Genomic DNA, 21,985 nt, shown 5'->3' on the forward strand with positions numbered 1-21,985 from the left:
CAAATAAGAAACGATTTTGACATCTTTTGCGTCCGGGAGCATAATAGCTAAGGATTTATGGCTCTTGAGCCAAAATGAGGCAAAACGCCGCGAACGGTTTAACCTTATATAAAAGGTTTTCCGGCGAGACGAATTTTCCGGCGGACCCTCTTTATTTTCATGTACAGAAAAGGAGCTTTGCACCATGGAGCCGATCAAGTATCTGCGGTCTGTATGGACCCGACCTTTCGTGTTGTTTACCCTCATCCTGTTGGTCAAAGGCTATATCGCCTGGGGACCGATTTTCGAAGATACTCCGCTGTGGGGACCGCTGTTGACAGAGATCCCGTTTTTATGGATTATTTTCTGCCTGTTCGAATGGCTGGCGACCAAACGCAAACTGCTGTGGTATATGGTCACCAATTTGTTCGTCACGGGACTTTTTTTCACGGCGATTATCTATTTCAAATACTACGGCGTCGTCGTCAACTACCATGCGCTCGACCAGAGCCGGCAGGCCGTCGAAGTCAGCGACAGCGTGTTCACGCTGCTTGCGCCGCAGTACCTGCTTATTTTCACCGATATCCTCGTGCTGACCGTGTGGTTCTTTGCCAGTAAAAAAGCGCGGAAATGGCGGGCAAACGTCGTTCACCGCCCGATGAACCGCCGCGTCCTCGGCAGCGTGCTGATTGTCTCGCTGGTCTTGTGCACGATGAACGTCTGGCCGAACCGCGCGAGCATGAACGAAGTCGTCAAAGCGGAAAAGATGGGCATCCTCAACTACGAAGCGTACACGCTGCTGACCGACCGCGACGAAGAACCGGTGCCGCTCGACGAGATCAGCCAGACCCGGATCAACGAACTCAAAAGTATCGAGCAGCCCGAAGCGCCGGCGCATTACGGAGCGGCCCAGGGCAAGAACCTGATCATCCTCCAGCTGGAATCGCTTCAGAACTTTATGGTCGGCCTCAAGATCGACGGACAAGAAGTCACGCCGAACCTGAACAAACTCGCCGCGGAAGGGCTCTATTTCCCGAACTTCTACCAAAGCGCCGGCCAGGGCAACACGTCGGACGCGGAGTTTACGGTGAATACGTCGTTCTATATCCCGCCGCGCAAAGCGTCCGTCATCGCGTACGGCGAAAAGGCACTGCCGAGCCTGCCGAAGCTGCTGGAAGCCAACGGCTACCAAACGGCCACGTTCCACACCAATCAAGTCTCGTTCTGGAACCGGAACCAGCTGTATGCCGCGCTCGGGTTCGACCAGTATTACGACCAGGCCTTTTTCGGCACGGACGATACGGTCTTCTTCGGCGCTTCCGATGAAGTGCTGTACGACAAGACGACCGACGTGCTCCAGCACATGGACAAATCGAGTCGGCCGTTCTACGCGCAGATCATCTCGATGAGCGCGCATCACCCGTTCACGATCCCCGCGGACAAATACAAAATGGATCTGCCGGCGCGTTACGAAGGCACGCTCGTGGGCGATTATATCCGCGCGCAGAACTATGCGGATTACTGCCTCGGCCTGCTGATCGACGAATTGAAAGAGAAAGGGCTGTGGGAAGACAGCCTGCTGATGCTGTACGGCGACCATCTCGGCCTGCCGCTGCATTCGATGGACGAACAGGACCTGGCATTGGCCAAAGAAATTCTCGGTCACGACTATACGTACAGCGACATGCCGAACATTCCGTTTCTCATTCTCGGCGACGACACGAACGAAGCCCATGTGCAGCCGCAGCTCGGCGCCCAGGTGGACATCCTGCCGACGGCGGCGAATCTGCTCGGCGTCTCGCTGGACGACCATATCCACTTCGGCCAGGACCTGCTGAACCAGTCGGAGAACATGATCCCGGAACGCTATTATTGGCCTTCGGGCTCGCTGATCGCGGGCGACACGCTGTTCATCCCCGGCACCGGATACGCCGACGGCACCTACTACCCGCTCAAAAAAGGCGGCACGTCCGACTCCGGCGTCACCGAAGACCAGTACAACCGCATGCTCCAACTGTTCGAACTGTCCAGCAGCTACGTCCGGCAGCAGCCGGACCGGCCGGGGACGGCGGAGGAAGAGTGAGGCGGTAGCGGGGCGACGCGGAGAGCTGCGCGCGGCGGGCCGAAGTGCGGCGGAACTGGCGCGTGGAGGCGAGCTTGCGGAAGCGGAGTAGAGCTGGCGCAGCGGCGGATTGCGAAGCGGGCTCGCGAAGGCGGAGTGCAGAGCTGGCACAGCGGCGGATTGTGAAGCGGGCTCGCGGAGGCGACCTGCAAGCTGGCGCGACAGCGGCGGCGGCCATGAGGGCAGAACAAAATTTGAAGGAATCTTGCAAGAAGATTCCGGGTTTCGCATGTGAACAGAGAAGCTTTCCCGTCGATCAAAAGTTAAGCTTATCGTGCGAACGCAAACAGACCGGGTGCCTGCAAAAAAACACCACCGCAAATCGCGAGATTTGTTGGTGGTGTTTTTGGTTTTTTTAATTTGCTTGAGTTGGATTGGGGTGGGTTCGGGCTCGGCGGAGCGCCGGAGGCTCGAAATGCCCTCTATACACTCGAATGCAAAAATAACTGCGTGAGAGCAGCTATTCCGCTTCAAAAAGATGATTTCCCGAAAATAAGTGCAGGAGAACAGTTATTTTGGCACATATCTGTGTGGGGCGGGCCGAACGGGGAAAATAAGTGTTCTGTCGCACTTATTTTCTATGCAGCGAATGGGCCGGGACAATTAGCTGCTTTGGAGCACTTATTTGGGTGGGATAAAGTCGGATTGGTGGTTTTGAGCCGGTACTTGGGCGGGGTATGCGGCTGTAGGCTGTGGAAGGCGGATCGGGGCGGCGGGGTTGGCAGGCCCGATGGCGAAGCCGGGCGCGGCGGGGCAGCGCGTGAGGGTGCAGGGCGCGGTTGGGCGCGGGGATCGCAGGGCGCGGCCATGCGCCAGTCAAGCCCAGCCGCGCAGCCCGGCTAGTCCTCCAGCTCCGCGACGGAGAAGGAGACGCTGGCGCCGCCCTCCGGGCGGTTGCGCGCGGCGATCTCGCCGCCGTGCCGGCGCACGACGGTTCGGGCGATGAACAGCCCGAGACCGGAGTGCCCGACGCCGCCCGTTCCGGCGTCGGCAGACCTTGCCGCATCTTCGCGATAGAACTTCTCGAAGATGCGGCCGCCCCCGGCCTCCGCGAAGCCGGGGCCGTCGTCGCGCACCTCGAATTCGGCCGTGCCGGGCCGGATTCGAAGCTCGACCGCGACGGAGCCGCCCTCCGGCGCGTAGCGGAGGGCGTTACTGACAAGATTGTCCAGCACCCGGTTGATCCGGTGCTGGTCCAATCGCAGCGGGCCGCGTGCGTCCTCGGCCCGCAGGTCGTGTGCCGACAGCTCGAAGGCGAGGCCGCGCTTTCGGCACAGGAAGGCGTATTCCCGCCCTTTGGCGCGGAAAGCCGCCTCCAGGTCGACCGGCTCCGGACTGAGCGCAAAGTCCGGACGTTCCACCCGCGCGGCTTCCGACAGGTCCGCCGTCAGCGAGATCGAACGGTCCACCGCGCCGAGAATCGTCTCGGCGTAGCGGACCGCGCGCTCGGGACGGCGGCCTCCGTCTTCCAGCAGCACTTCCGCGTGCCCGCGAATCACGCTGAGCGGCGTGCCGAGGTCGTGCGCGACGGCCGCGATCGCGTCGCGCCGGTCGCGTTCCGACTCCCATTCGCGCCGCAGCGATTCCCGCAGCGCTTCGCGCATCTGCTCGAATGCGGCGAGCAGCTGGTTCAGCTCGCGGACGCCGGTGCCTCCGCGTTCCAGCGAGAAATCCAGATCGTGCTCGCGGATTTTCTCCGCGCCTTCGATCAGATGCCCGAACGGCTCTTCGAGCTTGCGGCTGAGGCGGCGGCCGCTCCAGACCGTGAACCCGTACAAATAAGCGAACGGCGCGGCCGCCATCAGCAGCCCGCCGAGCAGCAGCGGCACGGCATGCGACGGATTCGCCGCGGCGGCCGTCAGCTTGTAGCGCAGTGCGATCGCGCCGGCGAACGCGCCGTCCGGCCCTGTCAGCGGCTCGTAGCGTATATAATAGCCGTTCGCTGATACATGGCCGTTCAGACGCGACAGCAGATCCGGCCCGCCGCGGATCGAATGCGCGCTGTCCGTGACAAATGAACCGTAGATCCGTCGGCCCGAGGCGTCGAACACTTCGTAATCTATCCCGTCCGCCGGCACGATCGCCGCGACGGCGCTTCGCGAAGCCGGGGATACCGGATCGCCGAGCTGCCGAACCTGTTCGGCGACCTGAGGCACAAGGCTTTCGTAATAGTTCGCCGGACGCAGCGAGCCGCTCCAGACGAGCAGGACGCCCAGGCCCAGCGCCCAGGTCAGCACCGTCGCCAGCACGCTGAGCAGAAACGTCCGCTGGAACGTGCGCTGGATCAGGCTTTTTAGCAGCCGATCTTTTGCAGGGCTGAGGCCCGGCGCGCTTCCGCCTCGAACAGCGGCGCGTTCATTCGGAGCCCCGCCCGCAGCACTCCCTTCGCCCACAGGCTCCGCCCCGCGAGCCGCCCGCTCTCCACTCCCTTCACCCGCTTCGCCTACGGTTTCCGCCCCGCGAACTTCGCCCGCCTGGCTCACGGATTGTTCCCTGCTCTCTTCGCTCCCGGGCTCTCCCCCGCGAGTCCCGCCTGCTTCACGCATTCCGCTACCTCCCTCATATCCGCCATTTATATCCGACCCCCCACACGGTGGAGATGGGGTTCAGTTCGGGATCGGCGGCGTGCAGTTTGGCCCGGACTTTTTTGACGTGTTCCGTGACCGTCGACGAGTCGCCGTCCGCTTCGAGACCCCAGATCCGCTCGTAGATGTCTTCGCGCGCGAACACCTGCGACGGGTGCAGCGCAAGCAGCAGCACAATGTCGAATTCGCGCCCGGTGAACGCGAGCGCTGTCTCTCCGAGGCGGACTTCGCGGGCCTGCGCGTCGATCGCGAGGGCGCCGAAGCGCAGGTAGCGCTCCGCTGCGCCGCGGTCCCTTTTTTCCCGGCGCAGATGCGCGTAGATTCTCGTCTTGAACTCGCGCAGGCCAAACGGCTTCACCAAGTAGTCGTCGCCGCCGGCCATCAGCCCGCGCACTCTGTCTTCTTCGGAGCGCCGGGCGCTGACGAACAAGATGGGGCAGGACGCGCTTTCGCGGATCGCCGCGCACAGCTCGTAGCCGTCCATGCCGGGCATCATCACGTCGAGCACGACGAGATCGGGCCGGCGGGGCAGCAGCGCCAGCGCCTCCTGTCCGCCATAGGCGCACAGCACCTCATATCCTTCGTCTTCCAGCGCATCGCGCATGAACGCCACGATCTCGCGCTCGTCGTCCACCAGCAGCACCGTATCGGCCATGTCCGCCTCATCCTCCTTTTCGCTTCGCAGCGGCACGCCCGTTTTCCAAACCGTCCGTGCCTACTGCGTCCATTCTCTCCGTTTCCAACTCCATGTTCCCATTATAGCGCAGCCCGCGAGCAGCACGCAGACCGTCCAGCCGAGACCTCCGTCGCTGCCGCCCGTTTGGCCGAGAAACCGGAAGATCGAATCGGACACCGACAGCAGAAAAGCGAGCCGGTCCGACGCGTACAGTCCGCCGACGATGACCGCCAGCATGCCGACATAGGCCAGCACCGGATTGGGCACAAGCCGCGCCACGAGGCCGCCGATCCCGATCAGGGCGACGAAGACGCAGAAAGCGATGCCGTAAAAAGACAGCCCGTAGCCGAGCGCGCCCGCAGCGCCGACCGTGCCCGCGCCCGGCAGCGTCGTCTCGGCGGCGGGCGCCATAAAGATCGACCCGAACACCGTTCCGGCCGCCCACGTGAACAGCGTCAGAACGCCGACGATCAAGCCCAGCACGGCCCATTTGGCCAGAAACAGGCGCACGCGCGACACCGGACGGATCAGCGCCAGCCGCAGCGCGCCCGAAGACACGTCGCCGCCGAAGCTGTCCGCCGCAAGCATCGGAATGACGACGAAATGCATCAGAATCGCCAGCTCCCGCAGCAGAAAGGGCGCCGTGTTCAGCGAATCGAGCGTCACGGGACGGTTCATGTCGTAGAAACTTGTGTTCATCATCGCCAGAAACAAACATTCCAGCGGCACGAAGAGCAGGTAGACGGCGATGACCGCCCACGTCCGTTTGCGTTTGAACACCCGCTGCGCTTCGCTTCGGAGCAGATTGCCCGTTCCGACTCCGATTTGTTTTTCCTTATTCAAAAGAATCCCTCCTTCTCCAGATCAACGCCGTCATAACGCCGAACAGCAGGCCGTAGGCCGCGATCACGCCCAGATTCCACAGCCGCAGCCCGTGCAGGTCCGCAAGCATCGCCGCCAGCCCTTCCCATTCGATCATGAGCAGCGACAGAAAATACAGCCGTACATAAGCCTCCAGCTCGAACAGCGGCCGGAAATACGTCAGCAGCGTCGGCAGCAGATACGACAGCAGCAGGAAACCGATCCCGAGCGCAAGCGTCACCGTGGACGAACGCCCGACCGCCGCAAGCCAGAAAAAGACGGTCAGCAGCGCGGCCAGCGCAAGAGCGGCCAATCCGTAGTACGCGAGATCGTACAGCAGCCCTTGTCCGTACGTCGCGAAGCCGGCCCCGTAGAACAACGGATAAGTCTCCGGGTTGGGGAACAGAATTCGCCCGATCGCCGCCGAGCAGATCAGATAGAGCGCCAGCTGTATCCACATAAAAGACAGGCAGACGACCCATTTGGCCGCCATGATCCGCTTCAGCGACACGGCGCGCAGTAGGCCCATGCGCAGTTGGCCGCTGCGGTATTCTTCCGTCACCGTCAGGCCGGCCAGCACCAGCATCATGCCGCTGAACGCGGTGACGAGCATCTCGGCCAGCGCGAGCACCGGCACGCTGCCGGCCGTCGCGTACTCCGGCAGTCCCGGGTCCAGCACGCCGTTTTGCGACAGCAAATAGCGGGCCGACACGAGCGCCATCAGCGGAGCGGCGAGCGCCATCAGCCGCACGACGCGCCGGTTCCACAGTTTGCCCCATTCCGCTGCCAGCAGCCTGTGAAAGCCGACCCCGCCGCTTGAAGGTTCGTACAGCAGCAGGCTCATGTCGTCATCCTTTCCACGAACGCTTCTTCCAGACTGCCGTGATCGCCGATCATCTCTTCCCGGCTGCCCGCGAAGACGCGCTCGCCTTCGCGAATGACCACGATGCGGTCGCAGATTTTCTGAAGTTCGTCGAGCAGGTGGCTGGAGATCAGCACCGTTTTGCCGAGGTCGTGCTTGAGCCGCAGAATCAGCTCGCGCAGTTCCCGGATCCCCATCGGATCGAGTCCGTTCGCCGGCTCGTCGAGGATCAGGAGCTGCGGATCGCCGAGCAGCGCCTGCGCGATACCGAGCCGCTGCTTCATGCCGAGCGAATACGTTTTGACGCGCTCGTCGGCCCGCTGGTCCATGCGCACGATCTCAAGCACTTCCCGCACCCGCTGCCGCCGCGCCGCGCGGTCGGGCAGGTTGGGATGCAGCAGCGCCAGATTGTCGAGATTGTCTCGCCCCGTCATGTACGGGAAGAAGATCGGCGATTCGACGATCGCGCCGAACTGCGCGGCGGCCGCCTGCCGATCGCGCACCACGCTGCGCCCGCCGATCAGGACGTCGCCGGAATCCGGCCGGATCAGTCCGGTCATGACGCGGATCAGCGTCGTTTTGCCCGCCCCGTTGGGCCCGAGCAGCCCGCAGATCTCGCCCCGTTCGACCGCGAACGACACGTTTTGGAGCAGCGTCCGCCGCCGCACCCGTTTGGTGACGTTCCCGATCTCGACCAGCGGCTGCTCCGCCTGCGGGATCATGATCTTTTTTTCCCGTTCCGTTTGTGTCGCCTGCATGTGTGCATCGCCTCTTTCTTTTTCGTCTGCCCCAAGTGTAGAAGGCAAATCTAAAGAAAGAATAAAAGTTCGCAAAAAAAGTCAAAACCCCGCTGCGCCCGGTCTGCTACTCTGGGTACAAGGAGGCGTTCACGTGAGCTATCATCCTGCGGTGCAAAAAACGATCGACTATATCGAGCGCAATCTGGAACGAGCCTTGACGGGCGAAGACATCGCGGCCGAAGCCGGGTTTTCCTTTTTCCATTTTCACCGGATTTTCCAGAGAGAGACCGGCATGACGATGTCGGAGTATGTGCGCGCAAGAAGGCTGGCCGGCGCGGCGTCCGCGCTGCTGCATACGGACGAGCGGGTGCTCGATCTCGCGCTGCGGTTCGGGTTCGAGTCGCAGGAAGCGTTCGGCCGGGCATTCAAAAAAATATACGGGCTGCCGCCTGCCCGTTATCGCAGATGGATGGGCGGCATGCTGCACAAGGAGGAACTTTCCATGCAGACAAATTCCAATCTTCAAGAGTCTCCGGTCAAAGGCTGGTTCATGAGCGGGAGTCATCCTTTTCTGTACGAAATGGGTATCGACCGCCATACCGTGCACCGGGGAACCGGGTCCGGCTATCTCAAGTCGGCCGCGGCCGAGGCGCCGGAGCAGTTCGGCACGATGATGCAGGTCTTTCGGGCGGAACGTTATGTCGGGCAAAGAATCCGGCTGTCGGCATTCGTCAAAACGGACCAGGTCGAACCGGGCTTCGCGGCGCTGTGGATGCGGGTGGACGCGGCCGACGGCGACGTGCTTCAGTTCGACAACATGGCGAACCGCCCGCTGACCGGGACGCTGGACTGGAACCATTACGCGATCGTGCTGGACGTCCCCGAATCCGCCGCGCAGATCTCGTTCGGCGTTCTACTGAGCGGTTCCGGGCAGATCCATGTCGACGGCTTCGCGTTCGAAGAGGTACCGGACACCGTGCCGACCACCCATCTTCAAACGGAAGAACCGCTGCCCGACCGGCCGATCAATCTGTCGTTCGAAGAGGTGCCGGAATAAAGCCGCGACGGTAACGGAATCTTCGGATCGACAGGCGAGCATATAGGCATATAGACCGGAAAATAGACCGGCAGGCAAAAAAGGCTTTCTCCTTCGTGGAGAAAGCCTTTGGTGCGTTGGACGGTGAGGCGGAGGCCGGACGTCAAGCGGGCAAACGAGTGCGCGGGCAGGTAGTCGGGCAAGCGAGCGAGTGGGCAGGCGTTAGGTCGGCAAATCTCACGCAGCTCGTCCCCCTAACGAATCGTCACAACGCTATTTGCTCTCCAGCACGCTTTTTGCCAAACTAACGAATCGTTACAACGCTATTGGCTCCAAATCCCTCTAATCCGGCCTTTTAACGCCCAATAAGGATACGTCGATTCGTTAGATTTCATAAATGGCGAAAAATGAGCAAATAAGGTGCCTACGATTCGTTACAGTTCGAACCCGCCGCACGGATGCCCATTTCCCGCCATCCGGCCATCCGTTTATCGGACACCTCCGTCATCCGGCTATCGAACACGCCCGGTCTTCCGTTCCGTTCCGCTCACTCGCCCCGCCGGCCAAGCCTCCCCCGCTCCTCGATCGGTGTGCCGCCGAGCCACTCCCGCGTGAACGAGATCCATTCGCGCGCCGCGTACGACTGGTAGCGGTCTTTGCGCCAGATGACGCCGAGCTTCCACCAGATCGCCGGCTGTTCGAGCGGGACGACGGCGACGGATTTGCCGGACGCCTGCCGGCAAATCGTCTCGGGCAGCAGCGCCACGCCGAGTCCGGCCGCCACCATCTCGCTGATCAGGTCCCACTGCGAACTTTCGTACACGATCCTCGGCTGGAAGCCGGCCTGCAGGCATTCGTTGATGATCCGGTCGTGCAGCGTGAAATCTTCCCGGAAAAAGACGAAGTTCTCCTGCGCCAGCGCCCCGAGCTTGGCGCTCGGCGCGCCCGCCAGAGCATGCGACGCCGGCACGACCAGATTCAGCCGCTCCTCGGCGAACTGGAACGAATCGAACACGTCGAACGACAGCGGCAGCACGACGACCCCGATATCCAGTACGCCTTCCGCGACGTCCGCTTCGACTTTTTTGGCTCCGTCTTCGAACACCTGCAGCGTCACGTCGGGGTAACGGTCGTGGAACGCCCCGATCACTTTGGGAAAAAAGCTCGATCCGACCATCGGCGGCAGCCCGATCCGGATATGCCCGCGCTTCAGCTCCGCCAGGTCGCCGAGCTGCGCGGACAGGTTCGAGAACGACTGCGTGATCGCTTTGGCCTGTTCCATGACGACCCGGCCGGCGTCGGTCACTTCGACGCGCCGGCCGACCCGGTCGAGCAGCGTCGCGCCCAGTTCCTCTTCGAGCTGCCGGATCGCTTTGCTCACCGCGGGCTGGCTCACGTATAACGATTCGGCGGCCCGGGTGAAGCTTTTGAGCCGTGCCGTTTCCAGAAAATAAGTCAGGTGCCGGATATCCATCTGTTCGCCGCCTTTTCTTTTATCATAACCAAACGTAATGCTTATGATTCTTATTATTCATTTTACGCATGAAAGAAAGAGATGTAAAATTTTCATTATAGAGAAGAGATTACAGAAAGGAGCGTCCCCGTGAAAAAAGTGCTGCTCGTCGCGATTCAGATTACCGGCTTGATGGCGTTCTCCGAGTTGATGAACCGGCTTGCGGCCTGGACGCACCTTCCGCTGCCCGGCAGCATCCTCGGCATTCTCGCCCTGTTCCTGCTGCTGCAGTTCCGGATCGTCAAGCTGGAGTGGATCGAACTCGGCGCCACCTGGCTGCTCGCCGAACTGCTGCTGTTCTTCATCCCTGCCGCCGTCGGCGTCATGAACTATATCCCGCTGCTTGAGCAGGACGGCATGCGTATCCTCGCCGTCGTTGTGCTGAGCACCCTGATCGTCATGACCAGCTCGGGCCTGTTGGCCGGAGCGTTATCGAGAAGAAAGGAGAGCCGCCCTTCATGATCAATCAAGCCGTCACGTACCTCACTGCCACGCTCGTCATTTATTATGCCGCCAAATGGGTCTATCGCAAATATCCGCGCGTCTATCTCTCGCCGCTGCTCATTACGCCGGTGATTCTGGTCGCGGTGCTGCTCTCCACCCATTCCACCTATGCCGAATACAATCAGGGCGGCGCCTGGCTGTCCCGTCTGCTTCAGCCGGCTACCGTCGCGTTTGCCGTTCCGCTGTACAAAAATTTGCAGACGCTCAAAAAGCATGCCGGCGAGATCGTCGCAAGCGTCCTGTTCGGTTCCATTATGGCGATGACGTCGTCCGCGCTGCTGGCGCGCCTGATGCACCTGAACGGCGAACTGGCCAGCAGCCTCGTTCCCCGCTCGGTCACGACTCCGATCGCCATGAACGTCTCGCAGATGATCGGCGGCGTGCCGACGATCACGGCGGTGTTCGTCATCATGACCGGGCTGCTCGGCGCCATGATGGGCCCTTCCGTCGTCAAGCTGCTGCGGATTGAAGGCGATATTGCCCGCGGCGTCCTGTTCGGCACAAGCGCGCACGGAACAGGCACGTCCAAAGCGTTCGAGCTGAATCCGCTCACCGGCACGATCTCCAGCATCTCGATGATTCTCGCCGCGCTGTTCACGCTGCTCGGCGCTCCCATGCTGCTCGGCCTGCTGGGCTGAACGGAACGCGCAGGCCGGGAACAATCGGCTCGCACGTCAAAAACCCCGCTGCTCCATAGATGGAGAGCGGGGGTTTTTTGTCGTTCTTTTCAGAAGTAAAACGTTCGAACGGTTGGAGCAGACGATCTTGTTGGATTAAAAGTCGAAGTTGTCGCTCATACGTTCCATCAGGCGAATCAGGACGGCTGCCGCTTCGGCGCGCGTCGCATTGCCTTTCGGATCGAGCACGCCGTTCGTTTTGCCGAGCAGGATGCCTTCTTCCAGCATGCGGCTGACCGGTTCCGCCGCCCACTTGCCGACTTTGCCGGAATCGCGGAACGCTTCCGTCAACGAGTAATCGGGATCGTTCGCGAACACGTCCGGGTTCAGCCACAGCATGGCGTTCATGAGGATCTTGGCCATTTCTTCGCGTGTGACCGGTTCGTCGGGTTCGAAACTGCCGCCATTGTACCCGTTCACGATGCCTTGTTCGTAAGCGCCCTGGATCGATTCCGTATACCAGCGGTTAGCCGGCGTATCGGCGAAGATCGGAGCGTTTTTGGATTGAATGCCCAGCAGGGTGGCGACCATCTTCGTGAACTGGGCACGGGATATGCCTTCGCGCGGAGCGAAGCTTCCGTCCGGGTTGCCGTCGATGACGCCGAGCGAGGCCAGGCGTTCGATCGCCGGCTGCGCCCAGTATCCGGAAATGTCGTTGAACGTACGCGGTGCGCGTACCGTCAGCGACACGATCCGGCCCGGAGCGTCGATCTCTTCTCCGTCGCCTTCCGTCTCCGGCGTGACCGGGTTCGTCTCCGGCGTAACCGGATTCGGGGTCGGTGCGGGAGGTGCGGCCGGATCGGCCGGCGTAAAGCCTCCGCCTCCGTCGCCTCCTCCGCCCGTTCCCGGCTGCGGTTCAATGCGCGCCGCATAGGCGACCGACGTCGGAGCGCTTTGCACGGTGCCGCGCGTCAATGTCACTTGAACGTTTCCGCCCGCTTCGTCGAGCACGACCGGAACGGCAACGCTCGTCGCGCCCGGTTGAACCTGGGCCCGGCCAATGATCGTCGTGCCGTTCTCGGCATAGACCGTGACGATGTCGCCCGGCTGCACATTCGACACGATGACGCTGCTGCCCGCGCCGCCGTTATTCGTAACCGTAATGCCGACCGCGGCCGGAGCCGGTACGCTCGACGTTTCGGCGCCGTAGGCGACGGTCGTTTTGGCGCTTTCGATGCCGCCTCTCAGAATCGCGACCTGCACGCTGCCTCCGCCCGGAATCAGCGTGACCGGAACTGTCCACGATGCCGGATCGGAGCCGACCGTGATCCGGTCGAGAATCGTCGTGCCGTTGGCCGCGTAGACGATGATCGTGTCGCCGGCCTGAAGGCCGGTCAACGCGACGGCATCGGAGCTGCCCGTGTTGTTCGTAACCGTGATGCTGCCTGCCGCAGGTGCGGCAAGCGTCGTCGGTTCCGCCGTATAGGCCGGAGAAGCCGGCAGGCTTTCCACGCCGCCGCGGGATACGGTCACATTCACCGTACCGCTGTCTTCCGGCAGCGTGACCGGAATCGTCAGGTCGCCCGACGTTTCCGCCGTGACGCGGGCCAGCACGGTCGTGCCGTTGGCCGCGTAGACGGTAATCGTGTCGCCCGCCTGGATGCTGCGGATCGTGACGCTATCCTGCGAGCCGAGATTGTTGACGACCGTAACGTCGCCCGCCGAAGGGGCCGGCAGGTTGGATGGTTCGGCCGTATAGCCTTTCGACGTTTTGGCGCTCTGGATCGTGCCGCGCGTTACGGCGACGCGAACATCGCCCGCTCCCGCGTTCAGCGTGACGCCGATCGTCAGCGTGCCCGCTTCGGTCGCGGTGCCTTGACCGATCACGGTGACGCCGTCCGCCGCGTACACGGTCACGATATCGCCGATCTCCATGCCGGAGACGATGACGGTATCGCTGCTGCCCGTATTGTTCGTGACCGTAATGGCGTTCGCCGGCGGAGCCGGTACGCTGCTAGGTTCGGCGGCATACTCTTTGCTTGTCTTCGCGCTCTGCACGGCGCCGCGTGTAATCGCGACCTGCACGCGGTCGGACGCTGCGTTCAGCGTCACGTTGAGCGTGATCGGTCCGGCCTGCGTCGCCGTCTCCTGACCGAGGATCGTCGTACCGTTTGCCGCATAGACGGTGACGATATCGCCGATCTGCACGTTCGGCACGACGACCGTGTCGCCGCTGCCCGTATTGTTCGTGACGGCGATGCCGGCTTCCGGCGGTGCCGGAACGCTCGACGCTTCGGGCGTGTACCCGACCGTCGTCTTCTCGCTTTGGACCCCGCCGCGTGTAATCGCGACCTGGACTTCGTCCTCCGCTCCGCTCAGCGTTACGTTGACCGTAAGGTCGCCGCTTGCCGTCGCCGTTTCCTGACCGATAATCGTTGTGCCGTTCGCCGCATAGACGGTGACGATGTCGCCGACCTGCACGTTTTTCACAATAACGCTGTCGGTGCTGCCTGTGTCATTGTCGACGGTAATGTTCGCCGCCGGAGGCGCCGGAACGTCCGCCGCTTCCGCTGCATAACCGACCGTCGTCCGGTCGCTCTGGACGCCGCCGCGCGTAATCGCGACGAGAACATCGCCTGCCGCCGTACCGAGCGTCACGTTGACCGTCACACTGCCGTTTGCCGGCGCCGTTGCCTGACCGAGAATCGTCGTGCCGTTCGACGCGTAGACCGTGACGATATCGCCGGCCTGCAAGTTCCGCACGACGACCGTATCGGCATTGCCCGCGTTGTTGTCCACGTCGATACTGCCCGCGGAAGGTGCCGGAACGCTGGACGCTTCCGCCGTGTACGGCGCTGTCGTCTTCGTGCTTTGCGCGTCGCCGCGCGTCAGGGCCACCTGCACTTCGCCCGCCGCCGTACCCAGCGTCACATCGATCGTGAGCGGGCCGTTTGCGGTCGCTTTTTCCTGACCAAGGATCGTCGTGCCGTCCGCCGCGTAGACCGTAACAAGGTCTCCGCTCAGCACGTTTTGCACGACGACGCGGTCATCGCTGCCCGCATTGTTCTCGACCGCGATATCCGCCGCCGGAGGAGCCGGAACGCTTGGCGCCGCGGCTGCCGAGTAATCGAACGGCGTTTTCGCGCTTTCCAGACCGTTTCTTACGATCGAGACCCGGACCTGTCCGGCCGTGTCCGCAAGCGCGACCGGAATCGCGAGGATCGCGGAGCCCGCCGTGCCCTGCCCGATCAGGTTCGTGCCGGTGAAATCGTAGACCAGCACCCGATCGCCCGGCGTCAGCTGATCCACCGTTACCGTATCGTTCGTCGTGCCCGGGGCGTTGACGACCGCGATCGCCGCAACGCCTGGAGCATCCGGAGTCTCGGCGGCATAAGCCACCGTAACCGGTGCGCTGGTATCGCCGCCTCTGTCGACGACGATCTGGAGCGTGCCTCCTTCAGGCGAGAACACCACTTCGTCAACGGTCGCCGTTCCGTCCGAACCGGCCGGTTCCGACGTCCGGGTACCGCCTGCGCCGTCCGTTACCGTAATCGTGTCTCCTTCTTGCAGACCGTTCACGGTAACCGTGCCCGCTGCAGGATCGGTCGCAATCTGTCCGAGCGTCGGCGCTTCTACCGGACCGCTTGGAGCGGGACCGTAATTGACCGTCACCGGCGCGCTGAGCTGGCCGGCTCGCTCCAGCACCGCTTCGAACGTTCCGCCCGACGGATTGAGCGCTCCGTCAGGAATCGCGATATTTACGCTTCCTCCCGAAGTCACGGTACCGCGGGCAATTTCTCCGCTGCCGCCGCTCAGGATGACCGTGTCGCCGACGATCAGATCGTTGTCGGAGACGGCGGCCAGACCCGAGCCGTAGACGGTAGTCGTCACGGTAAAGCTCGCCGGATCAAGCGCCGGAACGTCTTCCGCCGCGTAGTTTTTCGGCTGCGGCAGACTTTCCAGACCGTCCCGGGTAATCGTGACGTTCACCGTGCCGGTTCCCGCCGACAATGTGACCGGAATCTCGACGGAATTCGTGCCGGCCGTCGCCTGGCCGAGCAGCGTCGTGCCGTTGGCCGCGTAGACTCTGACGATATCGCCGGACTGCACGTCCTCAACGCGGACACTGTCCGCCGTACCCGGATTGTTGATCGCCGAAATATCGGCTGCGTCCGGCGCGTCCGGTCTGACCGGAGTCGGCGGAGTCGGTTCCGCCGCATAGTTCACCGGTGCGGACAGGTCGCTTCGAACGCCATCGCGTTCGATGGATACGCGAACCGTGCCGGCCGCTTCGCCGAGCGCGACGATTACGGTCGCGCTCGCGCCGGTCGACGTATGCTGACCGAGCAGCGTCGTGCCGTCCGCCGCATAGACGCGGACGATGTCGCCGGATTGGACGTCTGCCACGACGACGCTATCCGCTGTTGTGCCGGCGGCGTTCGTCACCTGAACATCGCCGACTGCCGGAGCATCCGGCGCAGGTACGGCCGGCATCTCGGCCGCGTAGCCGATCTGTGCGGAGAGCGCGCTCTCCTGGCCGCTGCGCTCGATCGTGACCCGGACGGTGCCGGCCGGCGCGCCCAGCGCGACCGCAACGGTCGCGCTTGTGCCCGTCGAAGCATGCTGCCCGAGCAGCGTCGTGCCGTTCGCCGCATAGACGCGGACGATGTCGCCGGATTGGACACCCGTGACGACGACCGTATCAGAGATCGTGCCCGGGTCGTTCGTGACGGTGACGTTATTGGCGGCAGGTGCCTGAGGCGCTGCCGGTTCGGCCGCATAGGCGACCGCGCCGGACAGGGCGCTCAACTGGCCGCTGCGCTCGATGCTGACGCGAACCGTGCCCGCCGGTGCGCCCAGCGCGACGGGAACCGTCGTGCTCGTGCCCGTCGACGTATGCTGGCCGAGCAGCGTCGTGCCGTCCGCCGCATAGACGCGGACGATATCGCCGGATTGAATACCGGCGACGACGACGCTATCGGACAGCGTGCCCACATTGTTCGTGGCCGTCACGCTGCCGACAGCCGGTGCGTCCGGAGCCGCCGGTTCGGCGGCGTAGTTCACCGCGGCCGACAGCGCGCTCTGCACGCCGCCGCGCTCGATGCTGACCCGCACGGTGCCGGCCGGCGCGCTCAGCGCGACGGCGACGGTCGTGCTCGTGCCCGTCGAAGCATGCTGCCCAAGCAGCGTCGTGCCGTTCGCCGCGTAGACGCGGACGATGTCGCCGGACCGGATATCCGCGACGACGACCGTATCGGCCGAAGTGCCGACGTTGTTCGTCACCGTTACGCTGCCCGCAGCCGGAGCCGCCGGAGGTTCCGGCGTCGGCTCGGCGCTGTAAGGCACCGGCGTCGACAGCGGTCCTTCCGCGCCGCCGCGCTCGATCGTCACTCTCACGCTGCCGCCTCCCGGCGTCAATTCCACCGGAATGGTGACGGTCGTGCCCGACGAAGTGAGCTGGCCGAGCAGGACCGAACCGTCTTCGTTATAGACGCGAACGAGGTCGAATGCCTGCACGCCTTCCACGATCACGACCCGATCCGACGTCGTGCCGGCCGCGTTCGTAACCGTAATATTGCTTGCCGCAGGCGGCTCGGGCAAAGGTTCGGCGCCGTAAGTGACGGCGACCGATCTTGCGCTCTGCGCTCCGCCGCGTTCGATCGTAACCGTAACGGTGCCTCCCGCGCTCTGCAGCGCGGACGGGATCGTCACGCTTGATCCGGTCGCCGAAGCCTGACCGATCGCGACCGATCCGCCGCCTTCGAAGACCCGGACAAGATCGCCCGCCTGGACGTTCGTCACGGTCACCGTGTCCGAAGCCTCGCCGGTCTCGTTCGTCACTTCAATGCTGGCTGCCGCAGGCGCCGCCGGCGCCTGGGCCGCTTCCGCCCCGTAAGCGACCGTCGTCCGCGCGCTTTCGAATCCGCCGCGCTCGACCGTCACTTCCACGCTTCCGCCGGAAGCGGTCAGCGCGACCGGAACGATCACTTCGGTACCGGAAGCGGTACGCTCGCCGAGCTCGGTGCCGCTTCCCGCCGCGTATACTCTCACGATGTCGCCGGATTGAACGCCCAGCAGCGTGACGGTATCCGAAGCGGTTCCCGGCGCGTTGACGACCGAAATATCGGCCGCCGCCGGAGCCGGAGTCACTACCGGTTCCGCCGCGTAAGGCTTGAGCGTGCCGGCGCTTTGGACGCCGCCGCGCACGATGTTAACGCGCACGCTGCCCGCCGCAGCCGAGAGCTGCACCGGTACGACCGCGCTTGTGCCCGAAGCTGTCGCTTCGCCGAGCAGAACCGCGCCGTTCGGCGTGTACACGCGGACGCGGTCTCCGCCAAAGACGCCCGTCACGGTCACCGTGTCGCTGGACGTGCCCGCGGCATTGTTCACCGCGATATTGCCGGCAGCCGGTGCCGCGACCGAAGTCGCCTGCGCCGGATAGGCGACGGCGAGCGGTCCGCTGACGGAACCTTCGCGCAGCACGTTCAGCTTGAGCGTGCTCGCGTACGATTTCAGTCTCAGCGTCCGCAGAACCGCGACGCCGGAATTATTCGCGTCGGCCGTGCCGATGCTTGTGTCTTCGTCATCGAAGAATTCGACCACGTCTTCGGCTTCGAGGCCGGTAACGGTCACTTCGTCTTCGTCCGCAGGATCGGTCGAACGCAGAATCGATACCTGCGCCGCAGCCGGTACTTCCGGCTGGTTCGGATCGTAAGCCGCGTACGTCTGAGGCGTCCGTGCGCTTTCTTCTCCGCCGCGGACGATCGAGACTTGAACGGTACCTGCGCTTGCGTCTGCCAGATCGACGAGCACCGTGACGCTGCCGTCCGCCGCCGCGGTCGCGCGGCCAATTTCCGTGCCGGCCGTATTGTAGACGATCACAACATCTCCGGTCTCCACGTTATCGACGACGACCGGATCGGTGCCGCCCTGGTCGTTCGTGACCGTAATGTCCGCCGCAGCCGGCCCTTGAGCCGGTGCCGCGGCTTCGGCCGCGTAAGTCACGCCAGAAGCCTGGCCGGTCACGCCTCTGCGTTCCAGAGCCACCTGAACGGTGCCTCCCGTCGGCAGCAGCGTCACCGGAATAATGAACATTCCGTTGACGTAGGCGTCGCTTCTGCCCAATTCGTTCAGGCTCTCGTCATAGGCGACGTACACATCGCCCGCCTCGTAATCGCCTACCGCGACAGCAACCTCCACCGTATCCCGCGCTCCCGCGTTGTTCGTCGCGGTCACGTTGGCCGCATCCACGGCCGGCACGGCTTCGGCTTCGATCGTAAAGGCGATGCCGACGCTTTCGATGCCGTCGCGTACGCGAATCAGCGTCAACGTCTCGCCTTCCGGCGCAAATTCAACATTGAACACGGTCGGATTCCCCGTGTACGGCTGCGTCGTCAGCAGCACGCCGTTCGCCCGGTAGACGCGTACCGATTCGCCGGCATTCAGGCCGCTGACGCTCATCGCGTCGACGTCGCCGGTCGTATTCGTTGCCGAGACGGCATTCTGTTCGATCGGCTCGATCGTCTCCGCTTCATAAGTGACCGGAACGTAGGCGCTGAACAATCCGCCGCGTTCGACCCGGACCAGCAGGCTTCCGCCCGCCGGCGCGAGATTCCCCGGAATGCTCACCGTTACGATCGCTCCGTTCGACGGGCTGCTGCCGATCTCCGTATACGAAGAATCGTAGACGTGAACGATCTCGCCCGCCGTCACTCCCGTGACGGTGACCGTATCGAGCAGACCGCCCGTATTGGATACGTTCGATACCGCAATCTCCGCCGCGGCCGGTGCCGGAACGACTTCCGCCGCATAAGGCACGCCCGTAACCGGGCCGGTAATCGTATTGCGCGTGATCGTCACCCGCACGATCCCGCCCGCGCTTCGCAGAGCGGCCGGAATTTGAACCGATGCCGCGCCGGTCGCGACCGTTCCCGTGCCGAGCAGATCGGCGCCTTCGTATACGTTGATGACGTCTCCCGGTTCAAGCCCGGACACCGTCACCGTATCGGCGGACGTTCCTGCCGCATTGACGACCGTAATGCCGGAAGCTTCCGGCGCCGGAACGACTTCGCCTCCGTACGGCACCTGCGTACCGGCGCTTTCCAGCGCATTGCGAACGATCGTGACGCGCACGACGCCGCCGCCCGGAACGAGCGTAACGTTAGCCGACGCGGACGTTCCCGAGACGTCGGCTCTGCCGAGCTCCGTCGTTCCGTCCGCATTGTAGACGCGAATCTGGTCGCCCGCATTCAATCCGCTGACCGCGACCGTATCGCCGCTGCCGGAATTGTTGCGGACCGCAATCGTCCCTGCCGCCGGAGGCGGCACGACTTCGGCGCTATAGGACACGCGGGTCGGCGCGCTGGACAAGCCGCCCGTTCCGTCGGTGCTGTAGCGGATAATCGCCGCCGTGACGTACCCGCCGGCCGGAGCCAGGGCGATCAGGGCGGACGCTTCCCCTCCCTGCGCCGCAACCCGCTTGCGGTCGATTTCGACGTCGGCCGCGTTATAGCTGACAATTTCCGCGTAATCGTTGGACGCAAGGCCCTGAACGGTTACGCGATCCGCGGCCGTGTCCGCGTTGTTCAAGACCGCGATTTGGCCGACTTCCGGAGCCGGAACGGTCTCGGCGCTGTAATTCGCCGTCGTCGCGGAACTGACGATCGTGTTGCGCGTAATTGTGACGGTCACGTACCCGCCGGCCGGAGCCAGCGGCAGCGCCGCCTGCGCGGACGTGCCGGCGGCGATCGCCGTTTGCGTCTCGATCAGCGCACTGCCGGCCGAGTAGCTGCGGACCGTGATGGAATCACCGTTCGTCAAATTGTCCACTTTGACAGAGTCGCTGCCCGTGCCGGCCAGGTTCGCGACGATGATGTCCGCGACCGCCGGAGCGTTAACGACTTCCGAAGGGTAATTGACGCGCGTCGCTTCGCTGGTCAGGCCGCCGCGCGTAATCGTGACGGCGATCGTGCCGCCGGCCGGAATGAGCGCCAGATTAACGACCGCGGACGCACTGCCCGCAGAACCGCTTGCCGAACCGGTCCCGATTTGGGACAGGGTTCCGTCTTCGCTCACGCTGAAGATCGTGACCGTGTCGTTATTGTTGAGGTTCGAGATCGTGACCGTATCGGCATTGCCCGTATTGTTCGCCGGTACGATGCTGTCCATGCTCGGCGGCGTGACCGGTTCCGGGCCGTACGTGACGGCGATCGGAGCGCTTGCGCCGGAGCCTGGCGGCGTGAAGACGAAGCTGAGCGTGCTTCCGCCCGGAACGAGCGTGACAGGAAGGATCAGGGTGCCGTTCGCGCCTACCGTGCCGGCGTTCAGCGCCGTGCCCGTGCCGTCGGCTTGCGGATAGACGGTCACCGCCGTGCCGGCCGTCATGCCCGTAAGCGTAAACGTATCGGAATTGCCTTCCGCGTTCACCACGGAGACCGAACCGGCAAAGTTCGGAATTTCGGCAGGGTACGTCACGGTCGTCGTCGTACTCTCGACGCCGTTGCGGACGATGCTGACACTGAGCGTGCCTCCGGCTCCGTTTAACGTCACATTGGTCGAAGCCGTCATTCCCGCTGCCGGGACTTCTGCCGTTCTTGTGCCGTTTTGGTAAATGCGAATCGAATCGCCGGCCTGCAAAGCATCGACCCGGACCGTATCCGCGGTCGGATTCGCATTATTCGTTACCGTAATCGTAGCGGGCGGCGGCGGCGCCACGTATTCCGCATTGTAGGCTACGGTTGTTTTGGCGCTCTCAATCGTATTGCGCACGATGCTGACCCGGACGTTTCCGCCCGCGGGCGCAAGCGTCCGTCCGGTCAGCGACGCCGAGTAGGCGCCGCCCGAACCGACGGCGGAAGCTTCGCCGATCAAGGTCGTGCCGTCGGCTTCATAGACGCGAACCTTGTCGCCGGCCTGCAGGCCCGTGACCGCGATCGAATCGCTGCCGGCCGTATTGTTCGTGACGGTCACCGTATTGAGCGCGGGAGCCGCGACCGTCTCGGTGCTGTAAGCGGCCGCGGTGCGCGCGCTGACGACGCCGTGGCGCTGGATCGCCACGTAGACGGTGCCGCCTGCCGGCGTCAACGTAACCGCGGCCGAAGCGCTGGCGGAAGAACCGCCGGCGACGGCCGTTGCGCGGCCGAGTTCCGTCGTTGCGTCAGCCGAAGCGTAGACGAGAATTTCGTCTCCGGCTTCCAGGCCGCTGACGCTCACGCGGTCGGCGTCGCCGGAATTGTTGGTCGGCGTAATCTGCGACGTGAGCGGCGCATCGACTTTCTCCGGATCGTACAGCAGCGTAAGCTTCGGTCCTGCGATCGTGTTGCGCAAAATGTTGAGCGTCACGCTGCCGCCGTTCGGGAGCAGCGCCGCCGGAAGATCGATGCTTCCGTTACTTCCGACCGGAGGCGAAGTGATCGGGGTGCCGGTGCCGACCGCGAGCACGATACGGTCGCCTTCCTGCAGACCGGTCACGGTCACGACGTCGCTGTCGT

General features: G+C 63.5%; 11 protein-coding genes (1 of these 11 cut by a window edge). 4 read left to right on the plus strand and 7 right to left on the minus strand.

Annotation, left to right across the window (positions count from 1 at the left end; translation table 11 throughout):
• Positions 1–184: 184 nt before the first annotated feature.
• Positions 185–2,062 carry an LTA synthase family protein gene (locus FTE24_RS05815; RefSeq protein ID WP_150234991.1) on the plus strand — a complete coding sequence of 626 codons (1,878 nt, stop codon included), beginning with the start codon at positions 185–187 and terminating at the stop codon, positions 2,060–2,062.
• An 878-nt stretch (positions 2,063–2,940) separates the two neighbouring features.
• Here the strand turns inward: FTE24_RS05815 and FTE24_RS05820 are convergent.
• Genes FTE24_RS05820 through FTE24_RS05840 form a run of 5 tightly spaced genes read right to left on the minus strand, consistent with a single transcriptional unit; the run spans position 2,941 to position 7,843 of the window.
• On the minus strand, positions 2,941–4,647 hold the full coding sequence (locus tag FTE24_RS05820; protein ID WP_150234989.1) for a sensor histidine kinase: 1,707 nt from the start codon (positions 4,645–4,647) through the stop codon (positions 2,941–2,943).
• A 13-nt stretch (positions 4,648–4,660) separates the two neighbouring features.
• Positions 4,661–5,341 (minus strand): response regulator transcription factor, encoded by a 681-nt coding sequence (locus tag FTE24_RS05825; protein WP_150234987.1) that lies wholly within the window; start codon positions 5,339–5,341, stop codon positions 4,661–4,663.
• 60 nt (positions 5,342–5,401) lie between these two features.
• Complete coding sequence (locus tag FTE24_RS05830; RefSeq protein WP_160441670.1) at positions 5,402–6,205, minus strand: ABC transporter permease; 804 nt, start codon at positions 6,203–6,205, stop codon at positions 5,402–5,404.
• On the minus strand, positions 6,198–7,067 hold the full coding sequence (locus FTE24_RS05835; RefSeq protein WP_150234979.1) for an ABC transporter permease: 870 nt from the start codon (positions 7,065–7,067) through the stop codon (positions 6,198–6,200). The genes FTE24_RS05830 and FTE24_RS05835 overlap by 8 nt, the downstream gene beginning before the upstream one ends.
• Positions 7,064–7,843, minus strand: a complete 780-nt coding sequence (locus tag FTE24_RS05840) for an ABC transporter ATP-binding protein (protein WP_237401660.1) — start codon at positions 7,841–7,843, stop codon at positions 7,064–7,066. Before FTE24_RS05840 ends, FTE24_RS05835 begins: the two co-directional genes overlap by 4 nt.
• Positions 7,844–7,976: 133 nt before the next feature.
• On the opposite strand from FTE24_RS05840, the gene FTE24_RS05845 reads away from it, so the two are divergent.
• Complete coding sequence (locus tag FTE24_RS05845) at positions 7,977–8,882, plus strand: helix-turn-helix domain-containing protein (RefSeq protein WP_150234977.1); 906 nt, start codon at positions 7,977–7,979, stop codon at positions 8,880–8,882.
• Between the two features lie 526 nt (positions 8,883–9,408).
• On the opposite strand, the gene cidR is transcribed toward FTE24_RS05845, so the two are convergent.
• On the minus strand, positions 9,409–10,335 hold the full coding sequence (gene cidR, locus FTE24_RS05850) for a cidABC operon transcriptional activator CidR (RefSeq protein WP_150234975.1): 927 nt from the start codon (positions 10,333–10,335) through the stop codon (positions 9,409–9,411).
• Positions 10,336–10,464: 129 nt separating this feature from the next.
• Between cidR and FTE24_RS05855 the strand changes: the two genes are divergently transcribed.
• Complete coding sequence (locus FTE24_RS05855; protein WP_141447516.1) at positions 10,465–10,836, plus strand: CidA/LrgA family holin-like protein; 372 nt, start codon at positions 10,465–10,467, stop codon at positions 10,834–10,836.
• Complete coding sequence (locus FTE24_RS05860; RefSeq protein ID WP_150234974.1) at positions 10,833–11,516, plus strand: CidB/LrgB family autolysis modulator; 684 nt, start codon at positions 10,833–10,835, stop codon at positions 11,514–11,516. Before FTE24_RS05855 ends, FTE24_RS05860 begins: the two co-directional genes overlap by 4 nt.
• A 135-nt stretch (positions 11,517–11,651) precedes the next feature.
• Here the strand turns inward: FTE24_RS05860 and FTE24_RS05865 are convergent, their stop codons facing one another.
• On the minus strand, positions 11,652–21,985 hold the 3' portion of the coding sequence (locus FTE24_RS05865; RefSeq protein WP_442978162.1) for an S-layer homology domain-containing protein. The gene runs 1,366 nt beyond the window's last position; 10,334 of the gene's 11,700 nt are visible here — the last part of the coding sequence; its start codon lies beyond the right edge, outside the window — the gene reads right to left on this strand; it ends in the stop codon at positions 11,652–11,654.

The organism is Saccharibacillus sp. WB 17, from assembly GCF_008634075.2.
GTDB classification, from domain to species: domain Bacteria; phylum Bacillota; class Bacilli; order Paenibacillales; family Paenibacillaceae; genus Saccharibacillus; species Saccharibacillus brassicae.